Source organism: Agrobacterium sp. M50-1, assembly GCF_049843495.1.
Taxonomy (GTDB): Bacteria; Pseudomonadota; Alphaproteobacteria; order Rhizobiales; family Rhizobiaceae; genus Agrobacterium; species Agrobacterium radiobacter.
This window is the reverse complement of record NZ_JBBHZH010000002.1, coordinates 385,918-409,915: the sequence shown is the minus strand read 5'-3', so window position 1 is coordinate 409,915 and position 23,998 is coordinate 385,918. Positions and strand designations below refer to the sequence as shown.

22 protein-coding genes and 2 tRNA genes are annotated in these 23,998 nt (G+C 59.8%); 11 read left to right on the top strand and 13 right to left on the bottom strand.

The window, feature by feature from the left end; translation table 11 throughout:
* Positions 1-5 precede the first annotated feature (5 nt).
* From WDZ78_RS06095 to yajC, 5 genes are all read right to left on the bottom strand, one after another.
* The gene (locus WDZ78_RS06095) at positions 6-464 is read right to left on the bottom strand and encodes a hypothetical protein (protein WP_425672561.1); all 459 of its coding nucleotides are present in this window, start codon (positions 462-464) and stop codon (positions 6-8) included.
* A 145-nt stretch (positions 465-609) separates the two neighbouring features.
* Entirely contained in the window at positions 610-1,455 is an 846-nt protein-coding gene (locus WDZ78_RS06090) for a phytoene/squalene synthase family protein (RefSeq protein WP_020012563.1), read from the bottom strand.
* Positions 1,456-1,477: 22 nt separating this feature from the next.
* Positions 1,478-1,870, bottom strand: a complete 393-nt coding sequence (locus WDZ78_RS06085; protein ID WP_425672560.1) for an Mth938-like domain-containing protein — start codon at positions 1,868-1,870, stop codon at positions 1,478-1,480.
* Positions 1,870-4,434 (bottom strand): protein translocase subunit SecDF, encoded by a 2,565-nt coding sequence (gene secDF / locus WDZ78_RS06080; RefSeq protein ID WP_020012564.1) that lies wholly within the window; start codon positions 4,432-4,434, stop codon positions 1,870-1,872. The genes WDZ78_RS06085 and secDF overlap by 1 nt, the downstream gene beginning before the upstream one ends.
* Positions 4,435-4,514: 80 nt before the next feature.
* Positions 4,515-4,862 carry a preprotein translocase subunit YajC gene (yajC, locus tag WDZ78_RS06075; protein WP_020012565.1) on the bottom strand — a complete coding sequence of 116 codons (348 nt, stop codon included), beginning with the start codon at positions 4,860-4,862 and terminating at the stop codon, positions 4,515-4,517.
* 206 nt (positions 4,863-5,068) lie between these two features.
* Between yajC and WDZ78_RS06070 the strand changes: the two genes are divergently transcribed.
* A complete protein-coding gene (locus WDZ78_RS06070; protein WP_020012566.1) occupies positions 5,069-5,941 on the top strand; it encodes an ATP-binding protein in 873 nt (290 codons plus the stop codon).
* 159 nt (positions 5,942-6,100) lie between these two features.
* Positions 6,101-7,291 (top strand): formaldehyde dehydrogenase, glutathione-independent, encoded by a 1,191-nt coding sequence (gene fdhA, locus WDZ78_RS06065; protein WP_003502846.1) that lies wholly within the window; start codon positions 6,101-6,103, stop codon positions 7,289-7,291.
* A 97-nt stretch (positions 7,292-7,388) separates the two neighbouring features.
* On the opposite strand, the gene WDZ78_RS06060 is transcribed toward fdhA, so the two are convergent.
* Complete coding sequence (locus tag WDZ78_RS06060) at positions 7,389-8,048, bottom strand: TetR/AcrR family transcriptional regulator (RefSeq protein WP_425672559.1); 660 nt, start codon at positions 8,046-8,048, stop codon at positions 7,389-7,391.
* A 110-nt stretch (positions 8,049-8,158) separates the two neighbouring features.
* On the opposite strand from WDZ78_RS06060, the gene WDZ78_RS06055 reads away from it, so the two are divergent.
* Positions 8,159-9,550, top strand: a complete 1,392-nt coding sequence (locus WDZ78_RS06055) for a cytochrome P450 (RefSeq protein ID WP_020012569.1) — start codon at positions 8,159-8,161, stop codon at positions 9,548-9,550.
* A gap of 55 nt (positions 9,551-9,605) precedes the next feature.
* Here the strand turns inward: WDZ78_RS06055 and WDZ78_RS06050 are convergent, their stop codons facing one another.
* From WDZ78_RS06050 to WDZ78_RS06040, 3 genes are all read right to left on the bottom strand, one after another.
* A complete protein-coding gene (locus WDZ78_RS06050) occupies positions 9,606-9,809 on the bottom strand; it encodes a DUF3126 family protein (RefSeq protein ID WP_003502851.1) in 204 nt (67 codons plus the stop codon).
* 140 nt (positions 9,810-9,949) lie between these two features.
* Entirely contained in the window at positions 9,950-10,774 is an 825-nt protein-coding gene (gene cysE / locus WDZ78_RS06045) for a serine O-acetyltransferase (protein ID WP_425672558.1), read from the bottom strand.
* 143 nt (positions 10,775-10,917) lie between these two features.
* A complete protein-coding gene (locus tag WDZ78_RS06040) occupies positions 10,918-11,694 on the bottom strand; it encodes an alpha/beta fold hydrolase (RefSeq protein ID WP_425672557.1) in 777 nt (258 codons plus the stop codon).
* 170 nt (positions 11,695-11,864) lie between these two features.
* Between WDZ78_RS06040 and WDZ78_RS06035 the strand changes: the two genes are divergently transcribed.
* The gene (locus WDZ78_RS06035; protein ID WP_003502857.1) at positions 11,865-12,110 is read left to right on the top strand and encodes a zinc-finger domain-containing protein; all 246 of its coding nucleotides are present in this window, start codon (positions 11,865-11,867) and stop codon (positions 12,108-12,110) included.
* A 29-nt stretch (positions 12,111-12,139) separates the two neighbouring features.
* The gene (locus WDZ78_RS06030; RefSeq protein WP_425672556.1) at positions 12,140-13,321 is read left to right on the top strand and encodes an FAD-dependent monooxygenase; all 1,182 of its coding nucleotides are present in this window, start codon (positions 12,140-12,142) and stop codon (positions 13,319-13,321) included.
* 11 nt (positions 13,322-13,332) lie between these two features.
* Here the strand turns inward: WDZ78_RS06030 and WDZ78_RS06025 are convergent, their stop codons facing one another.
* Positions 13,333-14,520 (bottom strand): cystathionine beta-lyase, encoded by a 1,188-nt coding sequence (locus WDZ78_RS06025; RefSeq protein WP_425672555.1) that lies wholly within the window; start codon positions 14,518-14,520, stop codon positions 13,333-13,335.
* A gap of 376 nt (positions 14,521-14,896) precedes the next feature.
* On the opposite strand from WDZ78_RS06025, the gene WDZ78_RS06020 reads away from it, so the two are divergent.
* From WDZ78_RS06020 to WDZ78_RS05995, 6 genes are all read left to right on the top strand, one after another.
* Positions 14,897-15,919: an amino acid ABC transporter substrate-binding protein gene (locus WDZ78_RS06020; RefSeq protein WP_020012577.1), complete on the top strand. Its 1,023-nt coding sequence runs from the start codon at positions 14,897-14,899 to the stop codon at positions 15,917-15,919.
* A gap of 109 nt (positions 15,920-16,028) precedes the next feature.
* Complete coding sequence (locus WDZ78_RS06015) at positions 16,029-17,225, top strand: amino acid ABC transporter permease (protein WP_020012578.1); 1,197 nt, start codon at positions 16,029-16,031, stop codon at positions 17,223-17,225.
* 2 nt (positions 17,226-17,227) lie between these two features.
* Positions 17,228-18,385 (top strand): amino acid ABC transporter permease, encoded by a 1,158-nt coding sequence (locus WDZ78_RS06010; RefSeq protein ID WP_026364108.1) that lies wholly within the window; start codon positions 17,228-17,230, stop codon positions 18,383-18,385.
* A gap of 11 nt (positions 18,386-18,396) precedes the next feature.
* Positions 18,397-19,170, top strand: a complete 774-nt coding sequence (locus tag WDZ78_RS06005) for an amino acid ABC transporter ATP-binding protein (protein WP_020012580.1) — start codon at positions 18,397-18,399, stop codon at positions 19,168-19,170.
* A gap of 421 nt (positions 19,171-19,591) precedes the next feature.
* Positions 19,592-19,666 (top strand) — tRNA-Glu (locus WDZ78_RS06000).
* Between the two features lie 451 nt (positions 19,667-20,117).
* Positions 20,118-20,192, top strand: a tRNA-Glu gene (locus tag WDZ78_RS05995).
* Positions 20,193-20,323: 131 nt separating this feature from the next.
* Here the strand turns inward: WDZ78_RS05995 and recJ are convergent.
* The 3 genes from recJ to WDZ78_RS05980 form a co-directional block, all read right to left on the bottom strand.
* Positions 20,324-22,132: a single-stranded-DNA-specific exonuclease RecJ gene (gene recJ, locus WDZ78_RS05990; protein ID WP_425672701.1), complete on the bottom strand. Its 1,809-nt coding sequence runs from the start codon at positions 22,130-22,132 to the stop codon at positions 20,324-20,326.
* 95 nt (positions 22,133-22,227) lie between these two features.
* Entirely contained in the window at positions 22,228-22,452 is a 225-nt protein-coding gene (locus WDZ78_RS05985; RefSeq protein ID WP_020012583.1) for a hypothetical protein, read from the bottom strand.
* A 187-nt stretch (positions 22,453-22,639) separates the two neighbouring features.
* Positions 22,640-23,950, bottom strand: coding sequence for a homoserine dehydrogenase (locus tag WDZ78_RS05980; RefSeq protein ID WP_425672554.1), 1,311 nt, complete (start codon positions 23,948-23,950; stop codon positions 22,640-22,642).
* Positions 23,951-23,998: the final 48 nt, after the last annotated feature.

Here is a 23,998-nt window from a genome sequence, read left to right as displayed (position 1 = left end):
ATGCCTCAACCGTTCGAGGGCAGCGGCCCGTCGTCGTGATGATCCTGCGCCTCCACAAGGCTGCCAAGCAGCCACAGCGAAACCTCGGCCGCCTCTCCGGCCGATTTGAACCGGTATGAGCCGCTATATTTCGGCATGTCGAAAAAGGTGACGACGAAACCGTCACCGCTTTCCAGACTCTCGACCCTGATGCGCTCGGGATCGATCATCACACACACATAATGCGACCCCATATTGCGCATGAAGCCGGCCTTGTTATCATGTAGCCGCACGAAGGCGGCACCACCATCCGCCGTCATGTGCAGACTTCTGATCGCCTCGTTGGGAAAGGCGCGGGCGAAATCCATGATCGCCTGCCCCACATCATGACTGTTATCCTCATCCGTCGCCCGCGTCATGCGCCAGGCGTAGACAGCGAAGACCGAAAGCAGCACGAAAACGATAATCCAGATCGCAATACTCATCCGGGGCGCTCCCTCAGCATCGAAACATCACGATTCGCGAATCGAAACGACGCGAACCCGGCTCAGGTTCATACAGACCGAGGCTTGTGTGAAGTGTGGCTCTGCCGGATCGACGTCGTTTCGCTGCGTTACGCGGTCTGCGCAATCAGAAACGCTTGAGGAAAGAGGCCTTTGCCAGCAGCCATTGCCGGCGAAGCTGCGACAGTTGCAGGTCGCCGTCAAATACGCCGCTCCCCGCCTTTCTCGCCGCAGCGATGACAGGGCCGGACAGGGCGACGGGAAGATAGGCGGCAAAAACATTTTTCGAGATCTTTGCGCGTCGCGCCCTCTCCATATGATCCAGCGCATGGGTCGCAAAAATCTCGATGGCAATGCCGATGCGCTGCCCGTCCTTGCCTTCCAGAAAGGTCTCGCGGTCGAGCCCGGCCGCAGCAAGCATATCGGCGGGAATATAGACCTGCCCGCGACGCCGGTGCAGCGGCATGAGCAGCAACATGCCGGCCATGGCCTGCGCCACGCCCGCGTGACCTGCCGCTTCCGCGCTGGATGCGGCATCCTCAGCGGAAAGCACGAGACTTGCAAGCTGGATCAAAGCGGATGCGGTTTCGCCAGCATAACCTTCAAGCGCATTGCGATCCTCGAACAGGTCGTCATAGAGATCGAAGATCCGGGCCTCGATCATATTGGCCAGAACCGGGCGCGGCAGGCGATATTGCTCGATCGTTGTCAGAAGCGCTGCAGCCACCGGGTGGGACTGGCTGTCACCGTGCGGATTGCCATCGATAAGGTCGCGCCACCATTGCATGCGCACTTCGCCGGGCAGCGCCTCGCGCACGGAATCGCGGATGCGGGCGATTTCGGCGTTGAAGGCATAAAGCGCAGCAAGGGCATTGCGCCTGTCGGCAGGCGACAGAAGGCAGGCAAGATAACGGTCGCGATCGGTATCGCGCAGCGTCGCGAGGCTGACGTCGAGATTTTCTGTGGGTGCCATGGTTCCCCGCGCGAAACGCCTGTCAGCCTTCGACGGCAATCAGCGCCGCAGCCACGGCGCGCGATTCCGAAAGCATGATATTATAGGTGCGCACCGCAGCACCCGTACTCATCGGGTCAACCGAAATGCCCGCCTCCTTAAAGGCGGCGCGCAGTTCTTTCGGCAGAACCCGCATGCCGTCACCGGTGCCGATCAGCAGCACTTCGATATCCTGTGCTTCCGCCAGAACCTTTTCGAAATGCCCGACGGTCAGTTCTTTTGCCTCAACGGGCTCCCACCCGTAAATGCCCGAAGGCAGAAGCAGAAGCGAACCGCGATGCGACATGTCGGCAAAACGGAAACCGCCATTGCCATAGGCATCGATGGGCGCCCGGCCGGGAAAATGGGCCGGGCGTATTTCGATCCCGCCGGCCATCAGACGGCAGGCTTGCCGCCGATGGCGTTGCCGGACTTCTCATCCTTCTCGTCTTCCGCATCCTTGCTATCGGGACGCAGCTTGAAGGCGATCAGCACCGGAGCCGCGATATAGACCGAGGAGAACACGCCGATACCGACGCCGAACAGCATAGCGAAGGTGAAGGAACGGATGACCTCGCCACCGAAGAGGTAGAGTGCCAGAAGCGCCAGAAGGACAGTCAGACCAGTCAGGATCGTGCGCGACAGGGTCTGGTTCAGCGACGCATCGATGATCATCGACAGCGGCATCTTTTTGTACCGCCTCAAATTTTCACGGACACGGTCATAGATGACGACGGTGTCGTTCAGCGAATAACCAATGATCGTCAGGATCGCCGCGATACTGGTGAGGTTGAACTCTATATCCAGGAAGACGAACAGGCCGATGGTGAAGACCACGTCATGAACCATCGAGATGACCGCGCCGAGTGCAAACTGCCACTCGAAGCGAACCCAGATGTAGACCATAATCGCCGCCATGGCGAGCACAACGCCGATCGTGGAGGTGAAGGTCAGGTCACCGGAAACGGCAGGACCGACGACTTCCACGCGGCGGAAGTCATATTTGTCCTCAAGCTCGCCACGCACCATGGTGATGGCGGACTGCTCGGCATTTTCACCGCCGTCCTGCGCCTGAATGCGGATGAGAACATCCTGCGGTGTGCCAAAGTTCTGCGCCTGGATTTCACCGAGGTTCAGCTGGTTCAGACGATCGCGAATATCGGCGAGATCGGCCTCACCCTGCTTGGCGCGCACTTCGATAACCGAACCGCCCTGGAAGTCGATGCCGAGGTTCAGGCCCTTGGCAACGAAACCGCCGACACAGGCGAGCATGATCACGCCGGTGATCATGAACACCACGCGACGATAGCGCATGAAGGGAATGTCGCGGCCATCGAACATGGCGGTACGCACACCCTTGGGCAGATGTTTCGGACGGCTGCGGCGAACCCAGTAGCCGAACATCCACGCCGTCAGCGTATACGCCGTGAAGACGGTGGTGATGATGCCGACGGCGAGCGTAACGGCAAAACCCTTGACCGGACCGGTGCCCATGTAGAACAGCACGCTCGCCACGATCAGTGTCGTCAGGTTGGCGTCGACAATGGTCGCAAAGGCGCGGGTGAAGCCGTTATCCAGGGACTGGATCAGCGGTTTGCCGCTCTTCACCTCTTCACGTATGCGCTCATAGATCAGAACGTTGGAATCCACCGCCATGCCGATCGTCAAGACGATACCGGCAATACCGGGCAAGGTCAGCGTCGATCCGATCACACTGAGGACGGCAAGCAGCATGACGACGTTGACGATGAGCGCAATATTCGCGAGCAGGCCGAAGAAGCCATAAAAGACGAACATGAAGATGAGGACGCCGACGGCGCCGATGGCGCTTGCCGTCAGGCCGGCGGTGATGGAGTCGTTACCAAGGCTCGGGCCGACGGTGCGTTCTTCTACCACGGTCAGCGTGGCCGGCAGCGCACCGGCGCGCAGCAGCACCGCAAGGTCGTTGGCGCCCTGAACCGAGAAGTTCCCGGAAATCTGTCCCGAACCGCCGATGATCGGCTCGCGGATAACAGGTGCGGAAATGACCTGGTTGTCGAGCACGATGGCGAAAGGCTTGCCGACATTCTGCTGCGTCGCCTGCGCAAAGCGTTGCGCGCCGCGGCTGTCGAAGCGGAAGGTGACGACCGGTTCATTGGTCTGCTGGTTGAAGCTTGCCTGCGCGTCGACGAGATTGTCGCCGGAAACGAGCGCACGGCGTTCCACCAGATAGGGAACCGGCGGATCATCCTGCGAATAGAGAACTTCAGAGGTCGCGGGCGGACGGCCGTTCATGGCTTCCTGCACCGGCATGGTGGTGTCCACCATGCGGAAGGACAGCTTTGCCGTCTGGTTGAGGAGCGACTTCAGGCGCTGCGGGTCTTGAAGGCCAGGCACCTGCACGATGATGCGGTCGGAACCCTGACGCTGGATGAGCGGCTCTGTGGTGCCGACTTCGTCAACGCGGCGGCGCACGACTTCGATGGACTGCGACACGGCCGAAGACAGGCGGTAATCGATGCCTTCATCCGTGAGGTTGAGCCGCAGCAGATTGTCGCCGCCGTCATTCATCGTCACTTCGGTGATGGAGCCGCCGACCAGCGTGCCGGCGGACACCGGCTGCGTCAGGTCGCGAAGCGCGGTTTTAGCCGCTTCGTATTGTGCCGGGTCACTGATGCGAACCTGAATTTGCTGGCCGTTGCCGGTGAGCCCCGAATAGCGGATGTTGGCGTCGCGAAGCTGGGTGCGCACATCGCCCACGATCGTTTCAAGCCGTTCCTTGACGATGTCGGAACGCTCGATCTTGAGCATGATGTGCGAACCGCCCTGAAGGTCGAGACCGAGCGTTACCTTGTTGTCCTTGTACCAGGCAGGCATGCCCTCCAGCTGTTTGTCCGTAAACAGGTTGGGAGAGGCGATGAAGACGCTTGCCAGCACAAGCAGCCAGATGAAGACTGTTTTCCAACGGGAAAAATGAAGCATTTCGATCTCGGTCAGGGTTGGGGTCGCGCTCCGCGCAACCCGTCAAAATTCGCAATCGGGCATTCGGTTGTCCGGCAGGATCAGGAAGCGGTTTCCGTCTTGACCACTTCGCCCTTCACGCGCACTTCGGCAATGTAAGCACGGGCGGCACGGATTTTCACGCCTTCGGCGATTTCGACTTCGAGTTCATTGTCATCGATGACCTTGGTCACCTTGCCAACGATGCCGCCGCCAAGAACGACCTGATCGCCACGGCGAATATTGGTGAGCGTTTCCTGACGCTTTTTCATCTGCGCGCGCTGCGGGCGGATAAGGAAAAAGTACCAGACCACCATGAGCGGCGCAAACAGGAAAAGCATTTCAAGGCCGGAACCGAAGGCAGATGCGCCGCCTGCTGCGTCCTGGGCAAAAGCTTGACTAATGAACATATAAAACTCCTCAGAATTACGGCACGACCTTGGATGCCGCCCCAGCTTTCAAGCCGCCGGAATATAGTGGGGAACGCCGGGATTGCAACAGATGCAGGGCCCACGCCGTACCGATTCCGGACCTCTTAACCTTTATGGGCGCCAAACACCATGCTAGGCCGGGCGCAAAACAGAGTTTTGAACACCAGACAAGCGGAAGAAACACCATGATTCGAGAAGAAACGGCCTCCCTGCTTCTTTCAGAACTGCGCCGGCTCACCCTCGCCGTGGAGCGGCTGGCCGGCCCCGCCCCCGCCGTGAACGACTGGGATGCGGCCGATTGTTTCGTCTGGGTGCCGACCAACTCCTTTATCCAGCCGGTTCCCCGCCCCAACCGCATCGCCCTGAAGCTCATCCGCGGCGTCGACCATGTCCGAGACATTCTCCACGAAAACACGCTGCGTTTCGCGGAAGGTTTTGCCGCCAACAACGTGCTCCTGTGGGGTGCGCGCGGCATGGGCAAGTCCTCGCTGGTCAAGGCCGTTCACGAAGATGTGCGCGCGGCAAGCGGCGTTTCGCTCAAGCTGGTGGAAGTGCACCGCGAAGACATTCACACCCTGCCCGCTTTGCTCGACACCTTGAAGACATCCGGCCATCGCGTCATCGTTTTCTGCGACGACCTCTCCTTCGATCATGACGACACGGCCTATAAATCGCTCAAAGCAGCACTCGACGGCGGCATCGAGGGACGGCCGGACAATGTGCTGTTTTATGCGACCTCCAACCGCCGCCATCTTCTGCCGCGCCACATGATGGAAAACGAGCAGTCCACCGCCATCAACCCTTCCGAAGCAGTTGAGGAAAAAGTGTCGCTTTCGGACCGGTTCGGCCTGTGGCTCGGTTTCCACAAATGCGGCCAGGAAGACTATCTGACGATGATCGACAGCTATGCCACGCATTTCGATCTGGGTCTGGACCGCGACACCCTGCATCACGAAGCGCTGGAATGGGCGACGACCCGCGGCGGCCGCTCGGGCCGTGTCGCCTGGCAATATATTCAGGACGCCGCCGGCCGCCTCAGAAAACCGCTCGACAGATAACGCCGCCGTGACATCAGGCGAAACGCGGTGTCGTTACGACCACACAGCGTGTCGTATTTCCGAACGCCACATCTCCCCTCACATGGTTTGCTGCACCCATGGAGTCACCTGCCCGCGGAGGAGCGGACAGGCACGGTGTTCACCACGGAGGAGATGGATATGAGCAGGAACAGAGGCGTCGTCTACATGCGGCCGGGTCAGGTCGAAGTCCGCGACATCGACGACCCGAAGCTTGAGGCGCCGGATGGCCGCCGTATCGAGCACGGCGTGATTCTCAAGGTGATTTCCACCAATATCTGCGGCTCCGACCAGCACATGGTGCGCGGCCGCACGACGGCAATGCCGGGCCTCGTTCTTGGCCATGAGATCACCGGTGAAGTCATCGAAAAAGGCATCGACGTCGAGATGCTGCAGGTCGGTGATATCGTATCCGTGCCGTTCAACGTCGCCTGCGGCCGTTGCCGCTGCTGCAAGTCGCAGGATACCGGCGTCTGCCTGACGGTGAACCCGTCCCGCGCCGGCGGCGCTTACGGTTATGTCGATATGGGCGGCTGGATCGGCGGACAGGCCCGCTATGTCACGATCCCCTATGCCGATTTCAACCTGCTGAAGTTCCCGGACCGCGACAAGGCGATGTCGAAAATCCGCGACCTCACCATGCTGTCGGACATTCTGCCGACCGGCTTCCACGGCGCGGTCAAGGCGGGCGTCGGCGTCGGCTCTACGGTCTATGTCGCAGGCGCCGGCCCGGTGGGTCTTGCCGCGGCCGCTTCCGCCCGCATTCTGGGTGCCGCCGTCGTCATGATCGGCGATTTCAACAAGGATCGCCTTGCCCATGCGGCAAAAGTCGGCTTCGAACCCGTCGATCTCTCCAAGGGCGACCGGCTGGGCGACATGATCGCCGAGATCGTCGGCACCAACGAGGTTGATAGTGCAATCGACGCCGTCGGTTTCGAGGCACGCGGCCATTCCGGCGGTGAACAGCCAGCCATCGTTCTCAACCAGATGATGGAAATCACCCGCGCCGCCGGCTCTATCGGCATTCCCGGGCTTTATGTCACGGAAGATCCCGGCGCGGTTGACAATGCGGCAAAACAGGGCGCCCTTTCGCTGCGCTTCGGCCTCGGCTGGGCAAAGGCGCAATCCTTCCACACCGGCCAGACGCCGGTGCTGAAGTACAACCGCCAACTCATGCAGGCGATCCTGCATGACCGCCTGCCGATTGCCGATATCGTCAACGCCAAGATCATCGCGCTTGATGACGCCGTGCAGGGTTATGAAAGCTTCGACCAGGGTGCGGCAACCAAGTTCGTCCTCGATCCGCATGGCGATCTGCTGAAAGCCGCCTGATACTTCAACGGCACCCGGCTGATACTCGTAAAAACGCCCGCGACGGATATCGTCGCGGGTGCTTTTGTTTTCCGGCTATGTCACCATCCGGTGAGATTTACGGCTCCACTACCAGAATCGCTTCCAGTTCGGCTTTCGCTTCCGGGGAGAGATAGGGTCTGAACAGGCTTGAGACCTGCTTCAACCCCCAGTCCAGCTGCTGCGGTCCAAATTCAGTGACACCTTCCTGAAGGTTGAGATAGGCCGCCCAATAGGTGGAGACGATCCAGAGATTTGTGAGGACGGCCGGCCGTCCTTCCTCGGGAATAACCGCCAGGCCCGCTTTCTCCATGCGGGAGACGATATCGCCGACGGCAAGGCGCATGGCGGCGCTTATGGTTCGCACGGGCTCCACCAGCGCCGGGGCGGAAGAGATAAGGCCGACCAGATCGCGAAACAGGAAACGATAGTCCCATACAAGCGAAAACCAGAGCCGCAGAAAACCGGCATAGGTCGCCGCCGCACCCTCATCCGCCCCGTCAATCTTTCCGACAATCGCCAGCGCATCGGCCTCGAATCGTGCAAACAGCGCCAGAAACAACGCTTCCTTGGTGCGAAAGTGGTAATAGAGATTGCCCTCATTGATCTCCACAGCCCTTGCGATTTCGGCCGTCGTCACATGATCGGGCCCGCGCTCGTTGAACAGCACAAGGGCGGCATCGAGAATTCTCTGGCGCGTGGGACGAGCGGACGTCCGTCCGGTACTGATTTTTTTCATTGATGTCGAACCCAACCATTGAAACCTAAGGCATGCACCTTAAATACGAAAAATAAGGTATACACCTTAACAGGAAATGTAAGTGTTCAACGCGGACAAAGGACCTGTAAATGACCGGCACCGACATTCGCACCGCCTCCCCCGATACGCCCGGAACCGCTCCCGTCTCCAAATTCGCGACGGTACGCGTCGCCCTGTCGCTCATCCGCAACCCGCTGAAGGCTCTGCCGCCGGAAATTTTCAGCGAGCCGGCGGTCTTTACGCGCCTTGGCGGCGTCATGCGGGTTCATCTCGCCGACCCCGTGCTTATTCATGAAGCTCTGGTCAAGAACGCGCATCTGCTCGGCAAGGGCGAAGATGTACGCCGCGCCCTCGGCCCCGCACTCGGCCAGGGCCTGCTGACGGCCGACGGCGATCACTGGAAGTGGCAAAGGCAATCCGTCGCTGCGGCCTTTCGGCATGAGAAGCTGCTGGAATTGCTGCCGGTCATGATCGACGCCGCGCATCGCACGCAAGGGCGCTGGCGCTCACCTGCCGGTGACATCGATATCGGCCATGAGATGATGCGGACGACGTTCGATATCATTGTCGAAACCATGATGTCCGGCGGCCATGGCATCGACATAGGACGTGTCGAGCAAAGCATCACCGATTATCTGAAACCCACGGGCTGGACCTTTGCGCTCGCCATGCTGGGCGCACCGGAATGGCTTCCGCATCCGGGCCGGCGCAAGGCCCGCGCGGCGGTCGGCTATCTTCGCTCCAGCCTCGCGACCGTCATTTCCGAAAGGCGCCGGAAGCCGATCGAGAGGAACGATCTGGTTTCCATGCTGCTCGAAGCGAAAGACCCGGAAACCGGACGCATGATGAGCGACACGGAAATCATCGACAATCTGCTGACATTCATCACGGCCGGTCACGAAACCACGGCCCTCGGCCTTGCCTGGACTTTCCATCTGCTCTCGCAAAACAGCGACGTGGAAAGCAAGGTCATCGACGAGATTGAAACCGTTACCGCCGGCGAACCGGTCGCGGCGGACCATATCGCCCGCCTGACCTATACCAGACAGGTGTTTTCGGAAGCGATGCGGCTCTACCCGCCCGCCCCTGTCGTGACACGCACCGCATTGCAGGACTTCAGGCTCGGCGAACACGATATTCCCGCGGGCACCGTTCTCTATGTGCCAATCTACGCCGTCCACCGGCACACCAGGCTGTGGGACGAGCCCGACCGCTTCGACCCGTCACGTTTCGAGGCCGAAAAGGTCAAGGCGCGCCACCGTTACGCCTATATGCCCTTCGGCGCCGGCCCGCGCGTCTGCATCGGCAACGCCTTCGCCATGATGGAGGCTGTCGCAATCCTTGCCGTGCTTTTGCAGAACGTCCACCTCAAGAACAAAAGCCCGGCAAATACGGAGCCGCTGATGCGGGTCACCTTGCGGCCGGAAAACCGCCTGATGATGCAGGTAAGCCCGCGAAAAAACAAATCGCCCGCGGCGTAACCACCACGGGCGACTGTTCTAATGCGAAACTCCATCCGTCACCGGATGGTGACGATCAAAGATCGACGTCGAGGATCGCCATGGAGAAGTTGTAGGAACGGTCGCCGTCTTCGTCATCGATATAAACGACGCCGAGAAACTCTTCGCCAAGATACACTTCGGCGGAATCGTCCTTGCGCGGACGCGCCTTCACAATCATCTTTTCATTGAAAGTGCGCTTGAAATAGGCGTCGAGTTTTTTGATTTCGTCGGCTTTCACCACTATTCTCCTGTGCGGTTCGCGTTGGCCCGCTTTTGGCATGGGACAAAGGCCAAAGTAAAGTGAAAGCGGCAAGTCATCCGCGTCTTCCACACGGACGACCGTGAAAACGCCGGCCCATCAGAGCGCGACAGGGCCGGTCAGATATCGGCTCCGATAAGCTGGTCCATCAGACGCGAGGGTTCCGAACACCCTGCTTCTCCCACCACGCGCGCCGGCACGCCGGCAACGGTGGTCTTCGGCGGGACCGCTTTCAGCACCACCGAACCGGCGGCGATGCGCGAGCAGCTGCCGATCTCGATATTGCCGAGGATTTTCGCGCCTGCCCCGATCATCACGCCGTTGCCGATCTTCGGGTGACGGTCCGCCCCCTCCTTGCCGGTGCCGCCGAGGGTGACGCCATGCAGAATGGAGACGTTGTCACCGATGACAGCCGTTTCGCCGACCACAAGCCCGGTGGCGTGGTCAAGGAAGATGCCCTTGCCGATGCGTGCAGCCGGGTTGATATCCGTCTGGAAAATGCTCGACGAGCGGCTTTGCAGATAAAGCGCCAGATCCCTGCGGCCCTTCTGCAGCAGCCAATGAGCAAGGCGATGGGTCTGGATGGCCTGGAACCCCTTGAAATAGAGGAGCGGCTCCATGAAGCGCGTGCAGGCGGGATCACGGTCGTAAACGGCCTGGATATCGACGCGCAGCACGCTGCCCCATTCCGGCCAGTCATCCAGCATGTCCTGGAAGGTCTGGCGCAAAAGGACGGCCTGCATATCGGGATGATCGAGGAGTTCGCAGATACGGTAGATCACACATTCTTCAAGAGATCGGTGATTGAGGATCGTCGAATAAAGGAAAGCGGAAAGCAGCGGGTCCTGCGCTGCGGCGCTACGCGCTTCATGCAGCAGGCTGCCCCAGATCGGATCGACGATCGCCAGCTGTTCGGGCTGACGGGCCTCGGTACGTGCGACCATGAATGGTCTCCTCGTTTGCAGTGGTCGTTCTTTATACAGAAAAAGACGTGCATTAGAAATGGGATTCGAATGACGACTTTAAAGGCGGCAAGGCTTCAGTTTTTCTTCATGCAGCATGAAAAACCGTTTCTTGCCGCCCCCGGTCAAAGCGAGCGGTAAAATTCCAGCACCGCCGCCTTGAACACCCGGTCGCCAACGGCCAGCATGTGGTCGCGGCCGGGAATGTCGATTGCCCGCGCATGCGGCATGATCGCGGCAAGCTCGGCACCCGATCCGGCGATGTCGTCTTTCGTTCCGACTGCGATCAGCGTCGGGGCATCGATCTTTTCCGCCTGTTCGCGGGTGACGAGAACCCGCGATGTCTCGATGCAGGCGGCAAGCGCCAGCCGGTCGCTTTTCGTCTGGTCGGCAAAGGCGCGGAACATACGACCGCGCTCATGCGTCACGACATCGAGCGAAGGCGCCAGAAGCGCCTCGGCAATCGGATCCCAGTCGCCGACACCCTCGACCATGCCGATGCCGAGCCCGCCGAAGACCAGCGAACGCACGCGCTCAGGATGGGCCATGGAAAGGAAGGCGGAAATGCGCGCGCCCATGGAATATCCCATCACATGCGCTTCGGCGATGCCGAGATGATTGAGCAGCGCCACCGCATCCCCGGCCATGACGGGCGGATAATAGGCTTCCGGATCATGCGGCTTGTCGCTTGCGCCATGCCCACGATTGTCGATGGCGATCACCCTGTAGCCCGCTTCACCCAGCGTCTTCAGCCAGCCGGGATGCACCCAGTTGACATTGGCGCTGGAGGCAAAGCCATGGATCAGCAAAACCGGATCGCCCGCCGGATCACCCTCGTCGAAATAAGCAAGGCGAAGGCCGTCATGGGAAAAATCGGAAAACTGCGGCGTGTTGAGATTCATCAAGGACATCCTTTTTGCCGGACCATATGGCAGGAATTAGCAATGTTGAACATGTTTTGCTGACGATTTTTATGGAGATGCAATGCGTTTGAGGCTACATATCCGCAACGACGAGCCGATGCGCGCAAACCAGCGGCGGCTTGATAACGATGTTGCATTTGGAGACGAACATGGCCGGCCATTCCATTCCCCACTTCCAGAACGATGGCGGACACCGCATGATCGAGATCGGCGTCAAGGAATTCATGTGCACCGGCGCTTCCGTGCCTTTCGATCATCCGCATATCTTCATCGATATGGGCGACGATAATGAGAAGGTCTGTTCCTACTGCTCGACCCTTTATCGCTACAATCCGTCGCTGAAGGCAGAGCAGACCAATCCTCCGGGCTGCGTCTTCCATGTGAAGGCTGCCTGACCTTCCACCTTTTCTGATCGGGGCGCACCATGCCCATAAAATCCGTAGCCATCGTCGGTGCCGGCATCGCCGGTCTCACCGCTGCCCTTTCTTTTGCCCGGCACGGTATCGACTGTGATATCATCGAACAGGCCGGCGAACTGGCGGAAGTCGGCGCCGGCCTGCAGCTTTCCCCCAATGCCGCCCGCATTCTCGCCACGCTCGGGGTACTGCCTGATATCGAGGCGCGCTGGACCGAACCTGTCAGCGTCGAACTCGCCTCCGGAAAATCGCTTGCCACGCTGCTCTCCCTGCCGATGGGCGCGGTGGCCCGCAGCCGCTGGGGCGCACCTTACGGTGTGCTGCACCGCTCGACGCTGCAAAACGCACTTCTCCAGGCGGTGATACGCAACCCGCTCTGCCGGCTGCATCTCGGAAAACGCATCGAAAATGCGACAGCGGATATCATCGCCGCAACCACCTTCCGCGACCATGATCTGATCGTCGGCGCGGATGGCGTCTGGTCGGCGGCCCGCTTCGCCGTGCCTTCCGCTCCCACCGCCACCTTCTCCGGCAATGTGGCCTGGCGCTTCACGGTCACAGCAAATGACGTGCCGTCAGCCATCAACAAAAGCGCCGTCACGGCCTATCTCGGCTCGGGCGGCCATATCGTCGCCTATCCGCTGAAGGAAGTCGGCGGCTTCAACATCGTCGCCATCGCGCTCGGTGCCGATCCCGGCGCGACATGGCGGGCGGAATCGAGTGGGCGTCAGAAAGCCCTCTTGCTGGAACAGTTTCGCGGCTTCAGCCCTGACATCGTCCGATTGCTCGATTCGTCTGAAAACCCCACCTTCTGGCCGCTCTATCAGGCTGGCCCCGGCCGCTGGCACAATGGCCGTGACACGGTGCTGATCGGCGACGCGGCGCACGCCATGATGCCGTTCGCCGCTCAGGGCGCGGCCATGGCGATCGAGGATGCGTTTGAACTTGCGGGAACCATGGCAGGCAGCAACGTTGCAGCCCCCCTGCCCCTGCCGCAGGCCCTTGCCGCTTTCGAGGCCCTGCGCCTGCCACGCATAGAAAAGGCCCGCAAGCGGGCCTCTCTCAATCGTTTTGCTTACCATGCCCGAGGCCCGGTCCGCACCGCACGGGACTTCGTGTTTTCGACGCGGCCGACGGAAGCCTTCCTGAAGGATTTCGACTGGCTCTACGGCTATCACGCAAAGGGCTGAGGGGTCTGAAATCAGACCCCGGCGGCAGCCGCGAACCCGGCTTCGAGGTCCTTCCGGAGATCGGCGACATCCTCCAGCCCGATCTGCAGGCGGATGACCGGCCCTTCCGAGGGGCCCTTGGCGATGGTCCTGTCGACAAGCGAGACCGAAACGGCAAGCGATTCGTACCCGCCCCAGGAATAACCAAGCCCGAAGAAGGTCAGCGCATCAAGGAAGGCAGCCGCCGTCTGCTTGTATTTGCCCTCTTCCGCCTTTAGCACGAAGGAAAAGACGCCGCTTGCGCCCTTGAAATCGCGCTTCCAGAGTTCGTGCCCGGCAAAGCTCGGCAAGGCCGGATGCAGGACGCGAACGACGTCGCCACGGCTCTCCAGCCATGTGGCGATTTCAAGCGCGCTTTTCTGGTGATGCGCCAGCCGGATTCCCATGGTGCGCATGCCGCGCAGGATCTGATAGGCATCGTCAGAGGTAACGCAGATGCCAAGATTGGTATTGGCCTGATAAAGCGTCTTCCAGTGCTTTTCATTGGCCGAGACAAAGCCCATCAGCACATCGGAATGACCCGAAGGATATTTGGTGGCGGCGTGAATTGAAACATCGACGCCGAAATCGAGCGGCCTGAAATAAAGCGGCGTCGCCCAGGTATTGTCCATCGTCACCACACAATCATGCCTGTGGGCGATATCGGTGATCAGCCGGACATCCTGAATCTCGAAGGTATTGGACCCCGGCGCTTCCAGATGCACGAGTTTCGTATTCGGACGGATCAGCGCCTCGATGCCCGTGCCAATTGCCGGGTCGTAATATTCCACCTCAACACCGAGCTTCCGCAGCATCACGTTGCAGAAGCGGCGCGTGGGATAATAGACGGAATCGACGATCAACGCATGATCGCCGGCGCCGAGATAGGCGAGGAACGGCACGGTAATCGCCGCAAGGCCCGACGGCACGAGAATGGTTCCGGCAGACCCTTCCAGTTCATCAACGAGACTGCACAGCGCATCGGTCGTCGGCGTGCCATGGGTGCCATAGGTGTATTTCTGATTTTCGGTCGAAAGCGTCTCGGCATCAGGGAAAAGCACGGTAGAGCCACGCACGATGGGCGGATTGACGAAACCGAAACAGTCCGCGGGATCGTTGCCGCCATGGGTCAGGCGCGTATTCACACCTGCGGCGGAAAGCAGGTCATTTGTCTTGGTCATTTCAGATCAGCTTTCGAAGGAACATTGACGCGTGCGACAATGCTAAGAGCGGACCGCAAGGTCAAGTCCCGCAGGGTTCTGTCAAACAGGGTGAATTGATCCGCCGAGAGCGAGCATACAACAAGTATACAAATACTGTGCAAGTTCAAATTTTCGCAAAAATATGCTTATATTTTCACCCTTTGCACACTTCCCGACCAAAATTTGGAAAATTCCGTTTTATAGGCACAATTATTGCCCGCATGTCTTGACCCCGCTGCCAATTGCGATTGTGATAGAAAAAGCGGATCGAAAAGGTCTCGCTGAAGGGGGAGCTGGGGCAAGACAATATGCCGGTCCTCTTCCAAGTGACGATAACAAACAAAGGTTGGGAAAAATGAAAAAGGCAATTCTGTCAGCCGCCATCGGCGCAGCAGTTTTGGGAGGAGCCTCGGTCGCTTCGGCTGCGACGCTTCAGGATGTGAAGGGCAAGGGTTTCGTCACCTGCGGCGTCAGCGCCGGCATTCCGGGATTTTCCAATCCCGATGACAAGGGCGAATGGTCCGGTATCGACGTGGACTATTGCCGTGGTATTGCCACAGCGGTTTTCGGCGATCCTACAAAGGCTAAATTTGTCGCTCTTTCGAGCAAGGACCGTTTTCCGGCTCTCCAGTCTGGCGAGGTCGATGTTCTGACCCGTAACACCACCTGGACGATCAGCCGCGACACGTCGCTCGGCTTCAACTTCCGTACCGTCAACTATTATGACGGTCAGGGCTTCATCGCCAAGAAGGGCTTGAATGTTAAGTCCGCGCTCGAGCTTTCCGGCGCCGCCGTCTGCGTTCAGACCGGCACGACCACCGAGCTCAATCTCGCCGACTACTTCAAGACCAACAATCTGCAGTACAACCCGGTCGTTTTCGAAAAGGAAGCCGACGCAACCTCCGCCTATGATTCCGGCCGTTGCGACGTCTACACCACCGACCAGTCCGGTCTTTACGCCATCCGCCTCAAGCTGAAGAACCCGGACGACAACATCGTTCTGCCTGAGGTCATCTCCAAGGAGCCGCTTGGACCGGCCGTTCGCCAGGGCGACGACCAGTGGTTCGACATCGTGACCTGGGTTCACTACGCCATGGTCAATGCCGAAGAACTGGGCATCACCTCGAAAAACGTCGATGAGCAGAAGACCAGCGCCAACCCCGACATCAAGCGCCTGCTCGGCACGGAAGAAGGCACCAAGATCGGCACCGATCTCGGCGTGACCAACGACTGGGCCTACAACATCATCAAGCTGGTGGGTAACTACGGCGAAGTCTTCGACCGCAACGTCGGTGCGGGCTCTCCGCTGAAGATCGAGCGTGGCCAGAACGCGCTGTGGACCAAGGGCGGCCTGCAATACGCACCGCCGGTCCGTTGATCGGCCCCATCATCGGCTAGATCATGACAGGAGGCTGGGCAATGCCCGGCCTCCATTTTAAAATTATATAAATAAGCTCGCAAAGAGCACATAAAAGGGAAAGGTGCCTATGGCAGGCAACGCGGTCAGTTCGCAACGATCGCGCGCGCAAAGCGCGTCGTCACTTATCTACGATCCACGCATACGCGGAATTTTCTATCAGGTCCTGACAGTCGTCATCCTGGCCGCCTTCGTCTGGATCATCGTGACGAATACGATCACCAATCTTCAACGGTCAAACATTTCGTCCGGCTTCGGCTTCCTCAACGGAAGAGCCGGTTTTGATATCGGCCAGTCGCTGATCGCTTATACCAGCGACGCGACCTATGGCCGGGCTTTGCTCGTTGGCATTCTCAACACGATCCAGGTTGCGTTTTTTGGCATCATCGCCGCCTCGATCATCGGTTTCATCGTCGGTATCGCCCGGCTGTCCAGCAACTGGCTGATTTCAAAGCTCGCGCAGGCCTATGTGGAAATCTTCCGCAACATCCCGCCCCTGCTCGTCATCTTCTTCTGGTACAAGGGCGTCATTTCCGTCCTGCCGCAGGCGCGTGATTCGCTGGAGCTTCCGCTGGGAAGCTACCTCAACAATCGCGGCTTCTTCTTTCCGAAGCCCCTTTGGGGCGAAGGCACCTGGCTGATACCGCTCGCCCTTGTGGTCGCCATCGTCATCAGCTTTTTCGTTTACCGCTGGGCAAAGGCGAGACAGGAAAAGACCGGTCAGCAGTTCCGCACCGGGATCACGGCCACACTTCTCATCATCGGCCTTCCGGCTGCGACATTTCTCGCGCTCGGCTCACCGCTGACCTTCGACTACCCGATTGCCGGGCGGTTCAACCTTTCGGGCGGCGCGGTGGTCGCACCTGAATTCATGTCGCTGTTTCTGGCGCTTTCCTTCTACACCGCCTCCTTCATCGCCGAGATCGTTCGCGGCGGCATCAAGGCCGTGGCGAAGGGTCAGACGGAAGCTGCGGATGCGCTCGGGCTTCGCTCCAGCACCACGACGCGCCTGATCGTCGTTCCGCAGGCGATGCGCATCATCATCCCCCCGCTGACAAGCCAATATCTCAACCTGACCAAGAACTCATCGCTTGCGGTCGCGGTCGGCTTCGCCGACATCGTCTCCGTCGGCGGCACGATCCTGAACCAGACGGGTCAGGCGGTCGAAGTCGTTGCGATCTGGCTGGTCATCTATCTCTCGCTGTCCCTGCTCACGGCCGTGGTCATGAACTGGTTCAACGCGAAAATGGCGCTGGTGGAGAGATGACGATGACAACAAGCAATCACGCTTTCGTGCGGCAGACCATCGAGGACGCCAGACCCGCGCCCTCGAGCGCCGTCGGCTTCGGTCACTGGCTGCGCACCAAACTCTTCGCCACGCCCAAGGACACGGTCCTGACGGTGATCGCCCTTGCCCTGCTCGCCTATCTGGTGCCGCCGGTCATTAAGTGGCTGTTCATCGATGCGGTGTGGACCGGTAGCGATCGTATCGCCTGCCTGACCGCCTCGCAGGGCGGCGCGCTGCCGGACGGCCAGTCCGGTGCGTGCTGGGCTTTCGTTTCGGCAAAGCTCGGACAATTCGTCTTCGGCCGCTATCCGATCGACGAACGCTGGCGTCCCATCCTTGTCATGGCGACGTTCGCCATCCTGCTGATACCGATGCTGATTCCAAAAGCGCCATTCAAGCGCCTCAACGCGCTGACGCTTTTCATCATCCTGCCCTTCATTGCGTTTTTCCTGCTCATCGGCGGCGTCTTCGGCCTGCCGAAGGTGGAAACGCAGCTGTGGGGCGGCCTGATGGTGACGCTCATCCTGTCCTTCTTCGGGATCACGGTGTCGCTCCCCTTCGGCATTCTCCTGGCGCTCGGCCGACGGTCGAACCTGCCGGTCATCAAGATGCTCTGCGTGCTCTTCATTGAAGTCATCAGAGGCATTCCGCTGATCACCGTGCTGTTCTTCGCCAGCATCATGCTGCCGCTGTTCCTGCCCGACGGCTGGACCTTCGACAAGTTCCTGCGTGCGCTTGTCGGCGTGTCGCTCTTCTCATCCGCCTATATGGCGGAGGTGATCCGCGGCGGCCTGCAGGCCATTCCGAAGGGACAATATGAAGGTGCGGATTCGCTCGGCCTGAACTACTGGCAGAAGACGCGGCTGATCGTGCTGCCGCAGGCGCTGAAGCTGGTCATTCCTGGCATCGTCAACACCTTCATTGGGCTGTTCAAGGACACGTCGCTGGTCTCGATCATCGGCATGTTCGACCTGCTCGGTATTGTCACACTCAACCAGTCGGATGCGAACTGGGCGACGCCCGTCACCGCCATGACTGGCTATATTTTCGCAGGCTTCGTATTCTGGATATTCTGCTTCGGCATGTCGCGTTATTCGCTGTTCATGGAACGGCACCTCGACACCGGGCATAAACGATAAGGGACGCTCAAATGGCAGAAACCCAAGCAAAAAAACTGACCGTCTCGACAACGGACGTAGCGATCGAACTCATCGGCATGAACAAGTGGTATGGCGACTTCCACGTGCTGCGCGACATCAACCTGAAGGTCATGAAAGGCGAGCGCATCGTCATCGCCGGTCCTTCGGGGTCGGGCAAGTCGACCATGATCCGCTGCATCAACCGGCTGGAAGAACATCAGTCGGGTACGATCAATGTCGATGGCATCGAGCTCACCAACGATCTGAAGAAGATCGACGAGGTGCGTCGCGAGGTTGGCATGGTGTTCCAGCACTTCAATCTCTTCCCGCATCTGACGATCCTCGAGAACTGCACGCTGGCGCCGATCTGGGTTCGCAAGATGCCCAAGAAGGAAGCCGAAGAAGTGGCGATGCACTATCTGAAGCGCGTCAAGATCCCCGAGCAGGCTCATAAATATCCCGGCCAGCTCTCCGGCGGCCAGCAGCAGCGCGTGGCGATTGCCCGTTCGCTCTGCATGAAGCCGAAGATCATGCTGTTCGACGAACCCACCTCGGCGCTTGACCCGGAAATGGTCAAGGAAGTGCTCGACACCATGGTCAGCCTTGCCGAAGACGGCATGACGATGCTGTGCGTGACCCACGAAATGGGCTTCGCCCGCCAGGTCGCAAACCGCGTCATCTTCATGGACCAGGGCCAGATCGTCGAACAGAACTCGCCCGCCGAATTCTTCGACAATCCGCAGCACGAGCGCACCCGGCTGTTCCTCAGCCAGATTCTGCACTGAGACCTTTTGCCATCAACGCATCATCCAACGGGGCCGTTTCGGCCCCGTTTTTTATTGCAGAAACAGTTGGCGACACCCAACGTCATCCTCGCCCCTGAGGCGAGGATCCATGGGTGACTAGAGAGCGGATCCTCGCCTCAGGGGCGAGGATGATGGCAAATGTGTTCTACCTTATCACTGCCTCGCCGTTAGGTTCCAATCCGGCCAACGCTTGTGCCGAGTCGTCGTTTCACAGCCCACATCCAAATCAACAGGCCTCTAAAATAGCCATAACCCGACCATTTAACCATTTGTTACGAAACAAGAATCCTTGTTTTTCAGGACTTCTGGCGGTCCATGTCATTTTTTTGTCAAATCATGCATTTTTCCGCTTGCGGAGCAACGGGAGCCTGACTATAAGGGCGCCACACCACAAGCGCACGCGCCCTTCGTCTATCGGTTAGGACGTCAGATTTTCATTCTGAAAAGAGGGGTTCGACTCCCCTAGGGCGTGCCACTTGCCTTCGTGTTCTTCCCCTTCAAAAATATAAAGCAGCTTCGCAGATCGCGAATTCGTCACGCGTGATCGATGCGCCGGAACCGATTCCCGGGCGACACGTTAGAGTGCTGTCCCCCCGATGGAAGGCAAGCCGGATGAAGCGCCAGCGTGCAAATCGACCGGCTTGCCTTTCCCCTTCCAGCCAAATCACAACGTCGGTTCTTTCTGGCGGGCAGCAGATGCCAGCTAAGGGTTGGGAAAGCACGCCCCGGGCCTTCCACGAGGCATGAAGGCGTTGCCGGCGCAAAGCGATAGCGGCGAAATTTCAAGGCCTTGGCCAGTCCCGGCGCAGTTTTCCACAGCCGTTCCGGCTTCCATAAAAAAACTCGCCAGGAAGCGAAAAAAATCAATTTTTCCGCTTGCGGAGCAACGGGAGCCTGACTATAAGGGCGCCACACCACAAGCGCACGCGCCCTTCGTCTATCGGTTAGGACGTCAGATTTTCATTCTGAAAAGAGGGGTTCGACTCCCCTAGGGCGTGCCACTTGCTTCTCCATAAAAATCAGTAGTCTGCACGAAAATCTTAACGCGTCGCGTGAAGACGCATTGGCGCGTCTCGGCCATTCGCCAGAGACAGTGTTCCATAAAATTCAGGGTAAGTGTGCGAAGGCCCTCTCAGGGCGCGAAAGCCGCGTCCAGAACGCGCAGCTGCACGCGCCTCTGGCCCTGCCACAGATCGGCGCCCACGGAGCCTGCGACGTGAATGTTCCTGCCGCGCGCATTCAGCAGCATCTGCCCCAGAGGCGCTTCTGCGGCGCGAAACGCTATACCGTCCAGCCGCGAGCCGTCCATGGCCTCCAGCGTGATCTTGACGTGAGCTGTACCCACGAGCCGCACATCGCGCAGGCGATGCGCCGGCACGGCAAAGATCGGCTGCGAGTGGCCTGATCCGTAAGGACCGGCCTGCTCCAATTGGTCGACAAGCTGCAATGTCGCACCCGAGGCGCCGATGGCGCCGTCGATCTTCAGCACGCTGCTTTCCACCAGCTCATTCACGGTCTTTGCGGCCGCCTCCTCGAAGAAGGTCCTGAGCTTGCCGAGATTGGCGCGCTCAACCGTCAGACCGGCCGCCATGGCATGCCCACCGCCCTTGACCAGCAAACCGGCCTCCACGGCGGCGCGCACCATGCGCCCCATATCGAAACCGTTGATCGAACGGCCGGAGCCGGTGCCCTTGCCGGAGGGATCAAAAGCGATGGCGAAAGCCGGGCGGCGGAAACGGTCCTTCAGACGCGAGGCGAGCAGGCCGACAATGCCGGGATGCCAGTTTTCCCGCGCCGTGACGATAACGCCCGCACCCGAGCCGTCACCATATTCGAACAGAGCCTCCGCTTCCGCTTCCGCGAGCATCGCCGCTTCCATGGCCTGTCGCTCGCGATTCAGCTCGTCCAGCCGCTCCGCGATCACCTCGGCCTGCGAGGAATCATCTATCGTCAGCAGTCGGCTGCCGAGCGCCGCATCGCCGATGCGGCCGCCGGCATTGATGCGCGGCCCGATCAGGAAACCGAAATGATAGGGTGTGACAGGTCCGCCGAGCCCGGCCTTCTTGAACAGCGCGGCAAGACCTGCATTGTTCATGTGGCGCGCGGCAATCAGCCCTTTGACCACATAGGCGCGGTTGAGGCCCTTCAGCGGCACCACATCACATACGGTGGCAAGCGCAACGATATCGAGAAGGGAGAGCAGATCGAGTGTGAAGGCCTGCCGGTTCCGCCTGTCCTTCAATAGGCGCAGGGTGGCGACCAGCACGAGGAACACCACACCGGCCGCACAGAGATGCCCCTGCCCCGAAAGATCATCCTCGCGGTTGGGATTGACCAGCGCCACGGCCGGCGGCAGCTCCGTGCCGACCTGGTGGTGGTCGATCACCACCACATCCGTTCCCGCGTCCCTGGCGGCCTGCAGCGATTCATGGCTGGTTGAGCCGCAATCGACCGTCACGATCAGTGTCGCGCCATTGGCGGCAAGTTGCTGCATCGCCGCCGGGTTCGGCCCGTAGCCCTCAAAGATACGGTCGGGAATATAGATCTCCGGCGTCAGACCGAAATGCGCGAGGAAGCGATACATCAACGCGGAAGAGGCCGCCCCGTCGACATCGTAATCCCCGAAGATCGCCACCTTCTCGCCGGTCTCGATGGCGCGTACCAGCCGCTCGGCGGCCTTCTCGCAATCGGTCAGCATATGCGGATCGGGCATCAAAGAGCGGATGGTCGGATCGAGGAATGCCAGGGCGTCATCGACACCCACGCCGCGCCCGGCAAGAACGCGTGCGATCAGTTCAGGAATGGCGTGAATCTGGGACATGGCCAGCGCACGGTTCTGCCCGGCCTGATCCAGCCGCGATACCCAGCGCTGTTCTGTCGCCGACCGCTCCACGCTTAAAAATGCGCGGGCCACGGTATCGGCCGGCTCCATCATTGCCATCCTGTCCATTCGTCCTGTCATGCGCCTGATCGCGCTCTTAAGACGGGCTAAATGGCGGTGGCGCGTTTTTCAAGCAAAAACGCGCATATGAGGTTTCACACCGAAAAAATCGAGAAAAACGGACTGACGATGGAGACCGCGCCAACGAGCAGCAGCAAAGAGAAGACGGCGAGCGAACACCAGTTGCGCTCATGCTCCCCCATGTCGAATTCCATAGTGCGAATATTGTCATTGGCATTGTGAGGCCGCGCCCGGTGATGGGCCGCCGCAACGCCAGCGCGCTTATTGTCCTTGAACAGGATGATCGATGTCACGGCCACGCCTCCCTCGCTTGGTGAACAAGATTAACCATAGTGCCGAATCGCCTTGTTTTCCAGCGCTTCCGTCGCCTTCCCCTCAAATTTTATGGGCGCCGGACCACCGGCGCTATACAGGCAGCCACGCAACTAAAAACCGCGCCTCCATATGGAAGCGCGGCTCTCGGTGTCATCAAAATAATGAAGCGTCTCAGGTCCGCTCGATGCGGATGACCTGCGGCTCGCTGACGAGATATTTCTCGTTCTTAATCGCCTTTACCGCCTTGCGGATCGCATCTTCCATCGTCGCATGGGTGACGAGGATGATGGTCTGCGGCGCGCCCTCTACATGCACGCGCTGGCGCTGCACGATGGATTCCAGCGAGATGTTATTGTCAGCCATGCGGGTGGCGATGGAGGCGAAGACGCCCGCCTGGTCCTTCACCGTCAGGCGGATGAAATAACCGCCCTCATGGCTCTTCATCTTGGCGCGGCGATACTCCGACAGGGATTTCGCCGGACGGCCGAGGACAGGCACCTGCTGGGCGCCGGGGCGGCTCTTGGCGATATCGGCGATGTCACCCAGCACGGCGGAAGCCGTGGCGTTGCCGCCGGCACCCGGGCCGACCATCAGCAACTCACCGAGAATGTCGGATTCGATCGCCACCGCATTGGTCACGCCGTCCACCTGGGCAATGACGGAATCAAGCGGCACCATGGTCGGATGCACGCGCTGCTCGATGCCGGATTCGGTCACCTGCGCCACGCCGAGAAGCTTGATGCGGTAACCGAGTTCGGCGGCCGCCTGAATGTCCTCGCTGGAGATATTGGTGATGCCTTCGAGATAGATGTCATCAGCCGAAATCTTGTTGCCGAAGGCAAGCGTGGTCAGAATGGCCAGCTTGTGGGCGGTGTCGTTGCCCTCGATATCGAAGGCCGGATCGGCTTCCGCATAGCCCAGCCGCTGCGCTTCCTTCAGACAGGCCTCGAAGGACAACCCTTCCTTCTCCATCTTGGTCAGGATGTAATTGCAGGTGCCGTTCATGATGCCGTAGATGCGCGACACATGGTTGCCGGTCAGGGATTCACGCAGCGCCTTGATGACGGGGATACCGCCGGCCACCGCCGCTTCGAAATTGAGAAGCGCCCCCTTGTCTTCGGCAATCGTCGCCAGTTCGACGCCGTGCTTGGCCAGCAACGCCTTGTTGGCTGTCACCACATGGAGACCACGGGCGAGTGCCGCGCGCACCGCATTTTCCGCCTGACCGGAAGCGCCGCCGACCAGTTCGACGAAGACGTCGATATCGGCTTCGCTTGCCATCTGCTCGGGCGTGTCGAACCAGCTAATACCCTTGAGATCGATGCCGCGGTCGCGCGAACGGTCGCGCGCGCTCACCGCAATAATCTCAATCGCGCGTCCGCAGGTAATCGCAAGTTCGTTGCTTCTCTGCTGGAGGATGCGCACGAGCGAAGCGCCGACAGTGCCGAGCCCCGCTATGCCGATTCTCAATGAATCTGCCATGGGTATGTTCCTGATTTGCTGGTGATGGTGGCGGCCGAGGCCCGGCCG